The organism is Nonomuraea sp. 3N208 (assembly GCF_052245935.1).
GTDB lineage: Bacteria > Actinomycetota > Actinomycetes > Streptosporangiales > Streptosporangiaceae > Nonomuraea.
Genome location: NZ_JBQQBR010000091.1, coordinates 1 through 11885, shown reverse-complemented (window position 1 = coordinate 11885; position 11885 = coordinate 1). Strand labels below are relative to the sequence as shown.

The window sequence follows — 11885 nt, the reverse complement described above, 5'->3', positions numbered from 1 at the left end:
GGTGGCGAACCCTCCAGCACATCACCGTCAGCCCCAGCCGAATCGGCGACATCGCCCGCGCAGCGCTTGTCCTCACCCATTTCGAGCACGACTACCTACCGGCAATTGGCTGAGATCACGTCACTGTAGAAGACCAACTCAAGGTCGACAAGGGGACGGCGGGGCGGCTCGGCTGGCACATCGTGCAGTCGTTCCAGGACAACGACAAGTCTGCGGCCAAGGACGGGGTCGTACGAGACGACTTCGAGAAAGATGCTGTTCATGCTGCGGGCTGACTGGTTGCCGGACGGGACGCCCGTACGTGGCTGCATGGTCGTCGCGGAGGACCGGCACGTGCGGCGGGCCGACGATTACGAGCGGTTCATCGACGCGGTCACCTTCGAGGACGGGCGCGCCCTCGCCAACGCTCGCGGGCCGAAGGACCTCCACAGCGAGACGTGGAGTCGGCGGGCTCGCCTGATCCGTCGCCCTTCGGACGTCGCCTATCTGCGCGGGACCGAGCACGCACGCCGCTGAGATCAACTCAAAGTGTGTCGCGATCACACGTCCATCCGCCGCAGCCTCAATACCACAAGAGCGTCAGGATATCGGGCTTTCGCTTGGGCGTCGCTGAGTGCCCGTTCCAAGTCCCGATTAAGAGACAGATATGTATCTTCTGGATTTTCAATGGTCAATAGGTGGTGCGGCCAATGCTCGGACTCCATCTCCACACCCCCAGACTGCAGTTTTGCGACGATTCCCCAGCCCTTTTCCTGCAGGAGCCTAGATGCCTCATTCAATGCTTTACCGGCATCGGGAATCCGGAAGTCGAGAATGAGGTATTTCGTCACAACTATGGTGCCAGATTCCACGAACCTCGACTCTGTCTGGGCGGTCACGTGTCCAATTTCTTCGACTTGGCGAACGGCGCGAGGATCCACTTCCAGAGACTTCTCACCCCACAGCCACGTCATGCCCAAGACTGCCAGGCCTGCGAGGGCGCTCAAGACCGACAGGACTACGATTGTTGAAATAGCCAGGGACTTACCGCTTATCTGCAACACCGTCACACCTCCCTACTGCCATGGATTGTAGTCACGATGGCGCTGCACCACTGCCCCTCAGTAGGCCGTATCGCGAATGGTGCCGTATGAGACCTTCAGCGGGCAGGCGCCGTCGTTGTAGTCGACCGTGAGGTCTCGCCTGAGGAGCGGAAAGTATTTACGATCCCTGGTACGCGGCGACACTTACGAGCCCTCCAGGTCGGACGCCTTTCTGATTGATCGCCTCCATTACCTCAGGATGGCCATTCTCTTTGGAGTTGCTAAACGTATACAAAGCGAGGTTGGCGCCTTTGAACTTGGACGATTCCATGAATACGTCGCTCGGCAGGCCATCTACAGAGACAGTCCACCCCCGGCTCCGGAGGTAAGCGGTCGCCTTCTCAAGCGATTTCTCCTCGGTGTCGCCTCCGACGTTGACCACGAGCACATGGGTCACGTCGATATCGTCCCCATGAGACCTTCATACCGCTTTTCCCAGACAGTTGTGCCGATCTGACGCGCCTCCTCGAGCACATTGGCTTGGGCCTCTAGCTTTGCCCCGCATCCCCCACCATAAAGAGATAACGAGGGCAACCGCAGCCTTACTCCCAGAACTCATCAGGAAGGTACGTTGAGACGTGAAGTGTCAGGGCAGTCGCATTAGAAGTATCGAAATAACGATAGCCAATACTACAGAGGAAATCCGCGTGCTACGCAAGCCAGTCGGAAGGACGATGGAGATAATGGCAGGAAAATAAGAAAGTTGAAGAAACCATCTCACGACTGTAAGCGCATCTTCATCGACGCGTTCTGGAGTCATATCATCCCACGCATAGTCATAGATTGGAATAATCTGGCTTGCCATCACCAGCAGAACGGCTCCGGCAATGCAAAGCGCCCAGAACACTCTCCATGCAGCAACTATCGTCGACGTATTGCCACGCCGACGCTCATCATCAATCTCGTTCATTAATCTCTCTTAAGCCTTTGCCTGTACTGGTCCGAGGGTAGTCCTAACCCATGGCTGGATTTTCCAGAAGCGCCGTCTCCGGCGTCCGGGTCCTCCAACGGCACCGCATGCTTAGGCCGCTTCACCTCAGAACGCCACCCATCCGAAGCCTCAGCCGCCGCTGACACCTGCGTGGCAGGAAGCAAGGATGGCAGCCCCGCGGCCGAACGGGCCATCTGCTGGGGAATCACCGGTAAGGCTCCGGCATCCTGCTCCGCCGCCGTGGCGGCCGCCAGCACCGGTTGCCCTGCACCACCAGCAGGCCGGGCGCCATACCCACGAGCGCGAGAATCGTTCCAACCGAACGACGCCATGACGAAATCCGGCGCATGCGCCATCACACTCCGAACCACAACGAAAGACACCAACAGGGGCACCAGCCGTCGCTCTCCGCCGCAGGTGGCAAACACTGTCCGCCGGGCTCGGAGCCGATCAACATCCGACGATCAACGTAAAGAAATCCGACTTATCCGACAAGACATGCGATTATCACAAATTAGAAAACAAACTTATCCAATCCGGTACGTCACACTCCGTTATCGTCAGGCGGGACGTAACGAAAGCACCGGTGCGTACTGGTCGAGCGTGCCGCGGTAACCAGAGCAGGCTTCGACGTCCCTTGCCTTCGCGTCAAGAGACAAAGTGCAGTTACAACCCGACGCCACGCACGCCGTTGTAGCGCCAGCGGTCAACGCTGCAGACGTAGCGCAGGAGGATGGGAGAAGTCGGCGACGGTCGTCCGCGTTCGGCGATCGTGCATCATCTTGCCCGACCGCCCTACCAGCAGGATGAGCGGCCGGTCCATCGGGTCGTCGTCGGGGTAGGCGGCCAGCGCTTTGGCCTGCTCATCCACGCCCCTGGGCGGCCGATCAGGCTGAGGACCTGCGGCCTGTATGGCGAGCTCCGTTGGCGGGAGCGGGCGATCACCACGACGGCTGCGTTCAGCAGGGGTGTTCCTCCAGCGGGGTGAGGCTGGAGAGGGCCGGCGAGTCGGCACCAAGGTGGGGGGCGCGGGTGCGGGGTGGTCGTCGGGGGCGGGTTCGATGGTGCCGTCGTCGGCTCCGCGCCCGGCGATCAGTTTCGCCCCGGACATGGCGTTGGCCACCCATTGGGCGGCGAAGCGGTTGCTTGTTCCTTCATCTTGACCGCCGCACTGGGCCGCGCCCAGCCGTCGGATCAACCCACGGCTCAGATCCAGCCGCGGCGGGTGGCCTCCATCGCCACCTGGAAGCGGGTCCGCGCCCCGAGCCGGCGCATCAGCTTGGTGATGTGCCGCTGCACCGTACGTTCGCTCCACCCCAAAGCCCGGCCTGCGGCCTTGTCGGTCGCGCCCGAAGCCAGCAGCGTGAGCAGCCGCTCCTCGTCCCGCGACAGCTCCCCGCCGTCCGGTGACGGCTCCGCCCCCGACGCGGTCAGCCGGACCGGCACGCTGCGCTCCCACACCGCCTCGAACAGCGCGCACAGTGCGTCGAGCAGCGGCGACGCGTGGATCAGGTACGACGCCGCGACCACGCTGTCCCCGGCCCGCAGCAACGGGATGATCGCCAGCCGGTCGTCGGAGATGGCCAGCTTCATCGGCAGGTCCGCGGCGATCCTGGCCTGTTCACCGTGCCGTATCCCGGCCGTGACGTCCTCCAGCCAGCCGGGCAGCTCCAGCACGCTGGTGTCGTAGATCACGCGGTACTTGACGCCCCGTTTGAGCAGTTGGAGCTCGATCGGGTTGGACTCCGTGTGCTCCTGCGGGTCGGCGTACGGTGGCCGGTCGAACCCGCGCATCTGGAATCGGGTGTCCTGCTGCAGCTGCACCCACCGGTGGTTGACCTCGTCGCGCCCCGAGACCACCTCGATCAGCTCGCCGGGATGGGCGAAACGGGTGCTGGCGCGGTAGACGTCCATGAGCGCCCTGATGTGCGTACGGACGCCGTCCAGCTGGCGTTCCCGCTCGCGCAGGATGGCCTCCAGGCTGCTGTCGGGCGAGACGGCGACGTAGCGCACCGGCCGCCCGGTCGAGCGGGTGGCCAGGCCGAGCTCGACCAGCGACTGCAGGATGCGCCTGGCGGCCGACGCGGGGAGATGGCAGTCGTGGACGATCTCCGTCACGGTGGCCTGGGTACGCCGGACGAGCGCGTCGTACACCTCCTCGTCCTGAGGTTCGAGACCGATCGCCTCCAGCACGGCCGCCCTCCCCTTCCTGTCGGGTTTACGTCACATGACAGAAAGTCGTCACCCACTGATCTTGTCAGGAAATGGCCGGGAATGTCAGCGTTCATCAGCAGCAGTCCCTCGCGGCACCTGAACGAAGGAGCGTCATGCCGCCATCCCCTCGCCGATCCCCCAGACGCCTGCTGCATTCCGCCCTCTTATCGGCCTTATCGGCCGTCCTGCTCGGCACGCTGGTGACGCCCCACATCGCGGCGGCCGCGAGCACGGATCCGGAGCCGGGCCCGAAGATCGACCCCAAGCTGACCGCGCAGCTGAGAAGCGGACGCGTCGAAGCCGCCGTGGTCCTGCGCACCCCACCGCCCACGCTGGACGGCTCGCAGAGCCGAGCAGCGGCGCGGGCCGAGCTGGCCGCGAGCGCCGAGGCCACCCAGGACCCTGTCGTCCAGCTCGTCGAATCGCGCGGCGACCAGGTGCTCAACACGTTCTGGCTCAAGAACATGGTCCTGGTGCGCGCTACGCCCGACACCCTGGAGGCGCTGGCGGCGCTCGAACTGGTCGACCGAATCATCCCGAACTTCACCCTCACCGCCCCGGAGCCGGAGAAGAGCCCGCAAAAGAGCGCGGCCCCGGCAGCGCCGGCTACGACTTGGGGCGTCGCCAAGATCGGCGCCGACCGGGTGCGGGGCGAGCGCGGCCTCACCGGCAAGGGCGTACGCGTCGCGGTGCTGGACACCGGCGTCGACGTCGGCCACCCCGACCTGAAGGGCAGGCTCGTCAGCGCCGACGCGGCGGACCCGAAGCATCCGGGCGGCTGGATCGAGTTCGGCCCGGACGGCAAGCCGGTGGCGACCGAGCCGCATGACAGCAGCTACCACGGCACGCACGTGGCGGGCACGATCGCGGGCGGGAACGCCTCCGGCACGCAGATCGGCGTGGCGCCCGGCGCCGAGCTGATGGCCGGGCTGGTCATCCCCGGCGGCCGGGGCACGCTCGCCCAGGTGGTCGCCGGCATGCAGTGGGCGCTGGCCCCGTACGCGGCCGACGGCACCCCCGCGGGCCGGCCGGCCGACGTGATCAACATGTCGCTGGGCGCCGAGGGGTACGCCGACGAGCTGATCGAGCCGACCAGGAACATCTACCTCGCCGGCGCGTTCCCCGCCTTCGCCATCGGCAACGACTGCGCGCCGGGACAGTCCGGCAGCCCGGGCAACGTGCACGAGGCCGTGTCCGTGGGCGCGACCGATGTCAACGACGAGGTGCCGGAGTTCTCCTGCGGCGGCGTGGTCAAGCGGGACGACTGGTTCGCCGCGCCCGCCGAGTGGCCGGACTCGTACGTCGTACCGGATGTGTCGGCGCCCGGCGTGGACGTGCTGTCGGCCCTGCCCGGCGGCGCGTACGGCATGCTGGACGGCACCTCGATGGCGACCCCGCACGTGGCGGGCACGGTCGCCCTCATGCGCGAGGCCCGCCCGGACCTGGGCGTGGACGCGGCGCTGGAGATCCTGGCGGGCACGTCGGTCTCAGACGACCGCTACGGCGCCCGCCCGAACCCGCGCGTCGGCCACGGCCGCGTCGACGCCTACGCCGCCGTCGCGGAGGCGGCGCTCAAGAGCGGCGTGCAGGGCACGGTCACCGACGAACGCACCCGCCGCCCGCTGGCAGGCGTGACGGTCGCCAGAGCGGACGGCCGCGCGGTCCAGACCGGCGCGGACGGCCGCTTCGAGCTGCGGCTGCCCGCCGGCACGCATGAGCTGACACTGTCCAGGTTCGGCTACAAGCAGCGGAGCGCCACCGTGCGCGTCGTCGCCGACCGTCTCTCCGACGTGCGCCTGGCCATGGAGCGCACGCGGTGGGGCACGATCTCGGGGCGGGTGGTGTACGGCCCGACCGGGGCGAGCGTGCCCGGTGCCACGGTGACGGTGCTCGACGTGCCCGACCAGTTGGCCGCGACGACGAACAGGGACGGCCGGTACGTGATCGAGAACGTCCCCGACGGCGATTACCGGATCGCCGCGCACGCCCCCGGCGTATCCAGGTCGGAGCCCGTACAGACCTCCGTGGGCAGCAGGACCGCCGACCTGACGCTGCCGCGGCGGCCCGCCACCGAGCGGGTGTCGCTGGGCTCGGACGGGCGGCAGCCCAACAGCGACGCGTGGTGGCCGGAGCTGAGCGGCGACGGCAGCGTGGTCGTCTTCGCCAGCCCGGCCTCCAACCTGGGCGACGGCGACACCAACGGCGAGCTGGACATCTTCGCCACCGACCTCCGTACCAGGACGACCGAGCGGGTCTCGGTGCCGTCCGGCGGCGGCCTGGCCGACGGTTTCTCGCTCTCACCGACGATCAGCGGGAACGGCCGCTTCGCCGGCTTCAACAGCGGCGCAACGAACCTCGTGCCCGGGGACACGAACGGGCAGACGGACGCGTTCGTTCACGACCGGCAGACCGGTACGACCGAGCGGGTCTCGGTGTCGTCCGAGGGCGTCCAGGGGGACGGACTGTCCGGCTCCCCGCGCCTCAGCGGCGACGGCCGCTTCGCGGTGTTCATCAGCGACGCGGCCAACCTGGTGCCCGGCGACACGAACGACCGCAGCGACGTGTTCGTCCGTGACCGCCAGACGGGCACCACCGAGCGGATCTCCGCCGCGGCGGACGGCACCCAGCTCGACGGGCACTCCCGCGAGGCCACGATCAGCGCCGACGGCCGGTACGTCGCCTTCCAGAGCGACACCTCCACAGTGGTGCCCGGGGACTCCAACGGCGTGATCGACGTCTTCGTCCGCGACCGGCAGACCGGCACGGTGGAGCGTGTCACGGGCCCGCACCCGGACACGGCCACCACAGGGCCCGTGATCAGCGCCGGCGGCCGCCACGTCGCCTTCAGCAACGGCGTGGGCCTCGGCCAGCTGTACGTGCACGACCTGACCACGCACACCTCCGAGCTGGTGTCGGCGGCCGCCGACGGCAGTGAGGCCGACGGCATGTCCTTCGCCCCCAATCTCAGCGCCGACGGCCGGACGGTCGCCTTCTACAGCGACTCGGCCAAGCTGGTCGCCGGCGACACGAACCGGTTCAACGACGTGTTCGTCCGCAACCTCGCGACCCGCGTCACCGAACGCCTCTCGGCCGGGCCGAAGGGCGCCGACGCCGACGGCTGGTCCGACCTGCCGTCGATCAGCGACGACGGCCGGTACGTGGTGTACGAGAGCACCTCGGCGAACCTCGTCGAAGGCGACACCAACCGGCACAGCGACGTGTTCCTGCACGACCGGGTCGCCGGTCCCGAGGCGCTGTTCGCGTTGAGCGACCTGGACGTGACGCCGGAGGTATCGCGTTCCGGCCGGGTGCGGGTCCAGGCATGGGTGAAGAACGTGGGCGAACAGGACGGCGAGTACGCGGCCGTGCTGCGCGTCAACGGCGAGGTGGACCAGCGGCGCGGCATCCCCGTGCGGGCCGGCCGCGGCACGTGGGTTTCCTTCGACGTGCGGCGCGCCGAGCCCGGTAGGTACACCGTCGATCTGGGGCCGCTCACCGCGCAATTCACTGTCAAGCGGTGATCGTGAGGGGCGCGGGTTGCTCACCCGTGCCCCTTCCGGGGTAACGGACCGGTACGGGGGTGGACATGGACTACGAGCAGTTCGTCAAGATCGTGGGCCGGCGGATCGGGCAAGGCGGCGCCGAGTCCGCCGACCGCGCCGTGGAAGCCACGCTCCAGACCCTGTCCGAGCGGCTGTCGACGGAACAGAGCCACGATTTGATGGGCGAGGTCCCCCCGGAAATCATGCGGCTGCTGTATTCCGAAAGCACCCCCGAACCCTTCGACGCCGTCGAGTTCCTCCACCGCGTAGCGGAGCGCGAAGGCGTGGACCTCGAAACAGCCGATCGGCACGCCCGCGCCGTCTTCTGGGCTCTGGGGCAGACCGTGAGCCCCGACGAGATCGCCTACCTGGCGGCCGACCTCCCCCACGACTTCGCGCCCCTGCTCGCGGAGGCCCGGCACCAGCCCATCGAGATCGTCCCCGCCGGGCGGTTCCTGGACGCGGTGGCCGGACGCGCCGGCCTGGACCGCGCGGGCGCACACCGCGCCACCGAAGCGGTGCTGGAAACACTCGCAGAACGCGTCACCCCCGGCGAGGTCGAGGACCTGATCACCCGGCTACCCGTCCAGCTGCACGCACCGCTGAAACGCGGCGTGACCGTGAAGGCGACCCGCATGCCGGCGGAGGAGTTCATACGCCGGATCGCCGAGCGCGAGCACGTCCCCCCGGAGACCGCCCGCGAACACGCCCTGGCCGTCTTCACCACGTTGCGCGAGTCCATCCCCAGCGAGGAGTTCCTCGACGTGACAGATCATCTGCCCAGCGACTACGCGCCCCTGCTCCCAGCTTCCTGACGACCGCGCAGCAGGTCCGCCGCCAAGGCGAACAGGAACCCGAACTGGATCGCCGACGCGACCACCAGCCGCACGCTGAACCCGTCCAGGTCAGGCCACGCGACCAGCACGACGACCGCGACCGGGGCCAGGACGCAGGCCGCGACCCACGCCCGGCGCTTCAGCGCGGCGAACCGGCGCAGGAACACGAAACAGGCCGCGAACCACGACAACGAGACCACGGCGAAACCGACCTCGTGCAGAATGCCGTGCCAGCTCATCGACGCCGGCGCCCCCGCCGGGGCGCCGGACGGGAACCCGGCGCCCGGATCGCTGGTGAAGACCGTTCCTAAGGACTGAGCATGAGTTGCAGGTGCTCAGTCGAACGCTCCGAACGGTGTTGAGCGTTCTGGTCGCCCGCGTTCTCGCCGTATCCGGGCAGCGCGGATCGTGTCCGTGGTCCGGGGATGCGGGGGCGGGGTCCCTCACGCCCGCGGGCGCCCGCTCGGGCCTGGGCGGTCCGATGCCCCTGCTCATCGCTCCGGTGAGCAGGGGGCGGTGCCGTCCGTCGCCGGATCGGGTGCCCGAGAGCGCGTCTGCCGATCGCCACGGCGGCCGCGTCGTGGCGAGTGGTCATGCGTTTCTTGCTGGTCAGTGGGGCCTGCCAGTGCTGGGCACCCCACTTGGAGGTGTAGGCCGGATCGGCGGCGATGATGGCGATACCGGTGGCCTCGGCCATCGCAGTCAGCCGGGCGCGGAGCTTGCCGGTGGGCATGCCCGAGATGAGCTGGCGGAAGCGTTTGCGGCGGCCGTGCTTCTCCCGGGTCTTCTCCGCCTGAAAGTCCAGGTCTTCGATGGCGATCGCTTTCACGCCGCAGTTTTGGGCCCAGTGCAGCAGCCGGGTCAGGGCGTGGCGGACCTGGGCGTCGCGGTGGTCGGCGTTCCCGGACAGGTCGTAGGGGAAGTGGCGGGGGTTGCCGATGGGGTTGCCGTGGACGTCCAGGCGCCAGGCGGCCAGGTGGTCGGCGTTGGTGTCCACGGCGATCACGCCGTGCGCGAGCGCGGCCGACATAGGGATGGTGGGGGCCGGTGGTATCTGCCAGGAGGCGGTGATGTACCAGCGTCCGCGCTGCACATCCCGGTGGATGCGGTAGGCCACGGCCCGGTTGGCTTCGACCCGGTCCCGCCATTCGGTGCCCCGGTGCGCGAAATGCACCCGGCAGGCGAGCATGTAGCGGCCGTGGGGTGCGTTGGCCAGGTGCGCCAGCGGGGCGGGCAGCCGGATCGACACCTCCCCATCGGGAGTGATGCGGATGGTCTCGTTGCCGTACCGCTTGCCGGACTCGCCGTCCGCGGCCAGGAACCAGCGTGCAGCCTCCCACCTCTGCCGCCATTCGTCCTCGGTCAGGCGGCGTGCAGGTGGTGCCGGGTGCGGGCCAGGCGTTTGCCGCCCCGCACGATGCGCACGATCCCGGCCTGCTGGTCGGCCTTCTCCCGCCGCAGCCGGTCGGTCAGCACGCGCAGGCGGCGGCTCTTGGCGTGCCACTCCTGCCGCGAGCGGTATCCGCCCGGCGCCTTCCGGGTTCCCTTCTCTCCCACGGGTAGCGACAGCCGGTGCCGGATGGTGGCGATCGCGGCTTCCAGGCCTGCGATGTGCGCGGCCTGGCAGCGGCGGGCCAGCGCCCACTGATCGTGGCTGGCCTTGGTGATCGCCCCGGCCCACCGCGACGACGACAACCCGGTCAGCTCGCGTTTGCGCACCGCCCACGCCTGGTGGTCGTGCGCCAGCCCATCAGCGCAGCGCGTCTTCAAATCACCGCAGGCCAGCGCGCCCAGATGCGCGCCCACCAGGCGCAGCACCTGCTCGTCCTCGGCCGTGAGATTCTTGAACCGGTCGCGGACGGCCACCCCGGACGGACCGCCAGCGACGAACGCCGCCTCGATCGCGCGCAATTCACTCATGCGCGGCACCCTCCCGCTCGAGCCCGGCACGCTCGGTGGGCGGCCGACCAGCGGGCGCACCACACGGTCAGCGCCTGCGGATCCCCACCGAACCGGCATGCCCGCATGACCTGCACCCGCCTCTCTCAGGAGCTTTCACATTGTGTGACCGCAAGGATACCAAGAGTTGACCCAGTCGGGTAGAACATATGCGCGATATCCTCGGCAGACTCATCCGCAGACCGAATGGGTGGTTCGGAACCGGCCAGCAGACGAGCGGTCAGGGAGTCCCGTGTTCCCGGGGACGCGGTCTGCTGTGGCATGTGTGACATCGACTCTCCTTACGGCGTGGCGCCCAGGTGGCGCCCTCATCGGAGACGTCGAGACGACCTGCCCTTACCGGACATCCGCTCCAGCGACGGTCGCTGTCGCGCAAGGGGCATCGCCCAACGCTGACATCGACACCTGCAACGCGTTCTGAGGGGAACTCCGCGCCGGATTGACCGCCGGCACGGACCGACTTCGCCGCCGGTGCGTACGACACCTCAGAAGGCGAAGCCGCCGGGGCGCCCGTTGCGGTCGGCGATCAACCCGGCCAGGGTGGCGAGGGCGATCTCAGGAGGAGTACGGGAGCCGATGTTGAGCCCGATGGGCCGGTGCACCCGGGCGATCTCCTCCGCCGGCACACCCAGGTCGGTCAGCGCCTGCACGTGTGGCCCGGTATGGCGGGGACTGCCCATGATGCCGATCCACCGGGCGGGCGACTTGAGCAGGTCGCGAAGAATGGGGCCGATCTCCTCGCGGTGATGGTCGGTGAGCACCACATCGGCCGTGGCGTCGACGTAGTCGCCGATCTCGGTCTCCGCCGTGAACCCGCCGAGGCGACGCCCGGGATCGGGCTCGAGAAGGATCGTGCGGAAGCCGAGCTCGGCACCGAACCTCAGCAGGCAGCCGGCCACCGGGGAAGCGAAGACGGCGACCAGCGTCCGCCCGGCCTCCTCCGTAGGAGCCTCGCTGTGGGCCACCTCACACGCCGGGTCTTCGTCATGGGTGTGGGTCATAACCGCAGTCTGACACGAAGCGACGCGTCTCCGCCGTAGCGCGTGCTGGGAAACCCGGCAGCCACCGCCTCGAAACAAGGTCGAAACTCTCTCTTCCCCAGTGCCGGATTCTTCTTTATCCTCATGCTCAAGAAAGTCTGTGAACGTTCACAGTCCTAGAACGTCGACTTTGCCCCTAGAGGGGCGTTTTTCTGTAAGCATTCATCAGCTCTGTGACGCTTTGTGATGCTTGCTGGTCAGTCGGTCAGGACGATCGGGGGCATCCAGAGGTGGCCGGTGAAGGCTCGGCGGATCGTGTCCAGGGCGTTCAGGCCGTGCTT

12 protein-coding genes are annotated in these 11885 nt (G+C 68.0%); 3 read left to right on the top strand and 9 right to left on the bottom strand.

The genetic code is table 11. The annotated features are described in order from the left end of the window. The first annotated feature begins 261 nt into the window (after positions 1 to 261). Positions 262 to 516, top strand: coding sequence for a hypothetical protein (locus ACTWPT_RS58755; RefSeq protein ID WP_443186260.1), 255 nt, complete (start codon positions 262 to 264; stop codon positions 514 to 516). A 23-nt stretch (positions 517 to 539) separates the two neighbouring features. Here the strand turns inward: ACTWPT_RS58755 and ACTWPT_RS58750 are convergent, their stop codons facing one another. From ACTWPT_RS58750 to ACTWPT_RS58730, 5 genes are all read right to left on the bottom strand, one after another. After that, complete coding sequence (locus ACTWPT_RS58750; protein ID WP_443186259.1) at positions 540 to 1049, bottom strand: hypothetical protein; 510 nt, start codon at positions 1047 to 1049, stop codon at positions 540 to 542. A gap of 151 nt (positions 1050 to 1200) precedes the next feature. After that, on the bottom strand, positions 1201 to 1479 hold the full coding sequence (locus tag ACTWPT_RS58745; RefSeq protein ID WP_443186258.1) for a hypothetical protein: 279 nt from the start codon (positions 1477 to 1479) through the stop codon (positions 1201 to 1203). Positions 1480 to 1668: 189 nt separating this feature from the next. Continuing rightward, a complete protein-coding gene (locus ACTWPT_RS58740; RefSeq protein WP_443186257.1) occupies positions 1669 to 1992 on the bottom strand; it encodes a hypothetical protein in 324 nt (107 codons plus the stop codon). 727 nt (positions 1993 to 2719) lie between these two features. Beyond that, positions 2720 to 2884, bottom strand: coding sequence for a hypothetical protein (locus tag ACTWPT_RS58735; RefSeq protein ID WP_443186256.1), 165 nt, complete (start codon positions 2882 to 2884; stop codon positions 2720 to 2722). A 335-nt stretch (positions 2885 to 3219) separates the two neighbouring features. Continuing rightward, a complete protein-coding gene (locus ACTWPT_RS58730; RefSeq protein WP_443186255.1) occupies positions 3220 to 4206 on the bottom strand; it encodes a helix-turn-helix transcriptional regulator in 987 nt (328 codons plus the stop codon). Between the two features lie 134 nt (positions 4207 to 4340). Between ACTWPT_RS58730 and ACTWPT_RS58725 the strand changes: the two genes are divergently transcribed. Both ACTWPT_RS58725 and ACTWPT_RS58720 read left to right on the top strand, forming a co-directional pair. Continuing rightward, positions 4341 to 7748, top strand: coding sequence for a S8 family serine peptidase (locus tag ACTWPT_RS58725; protein WP_443186254.1), 3408 nt, complete (start codon positions 4341 to 4343; stop codon positions 7746 to 7748). 65 nt (positions 7749 to 7813) lie between these two features. Further along, the gene (locus ACTWPT_RS58720; RefSeq protein ID WP_443186253.1) at positions 7814 to 8584 is read left to right on the top strand and encodes a DUF2267 domain-containing protein; all 771 of its coding nucleotides are present in this window, start codon (positions 7814 to 7816) and stop codon (positions 8582 to 8584) included. On the opposite strand, the gene ACTWPT_RS58715 is transcribed toward ACTWPT_RS58720, so the two are convergent. From ACTWPT_RS58715 to ACTWPT_RS58700, 4 genes are all read right to left on the bottom strand, one after another. Continuing rightward, complete coding sequence (locus ACTWPT_RS58715) at positions 8557 to 8844, bottom strand: hypothetical protein (RefSeq protein ID WP_443186252.1); 288 nt, start codon at positions 8842 to 8844, stop codon at positions 8557 to 8559. The two genes, ACTWPT_RS58720 and ACTWPT_RS58715, sit on opposite strands and share 28 nt — an antisense overlap. Before the next feature lie 68 nt (positions 8845 to 8912). After that, positions 8913 to 9854: a hypothetical protein gene (locus tag ACTWPT_RS58710; RefSeq protein WP_443186251.1), complete on the bottom strand. Its 942-nt coding sequence runs from the start codon at positions 9852 to 9854 to the stop codon at positions 8913 to 8915. Positions 9855 to 9967: 113 nt separating this feature from the next. Next, on the bottom strand, positions 9968 to 10525 hold the full coding sequence (locus ACTWPT_RS58705) for a hypothetical protein (RefSeq protein WP_443186250.1): 558 nt from the start codon (positions 10523 to 10525) through the stop codon (positions 9968 to 9970). Positions 10526 to 11049: 524 nt separating this feature from the next. Then, entirely contained in the window at positions 11050 to 11565 is a 516-nt protein-coding gene (locus tag ACTWPT_RS58700) for an XdhC family protein (RefSeq protein WP_443186249.1), read from the bottom strand. Positions 11566 to 11885 lie beyond the last annotated feature (320 nt).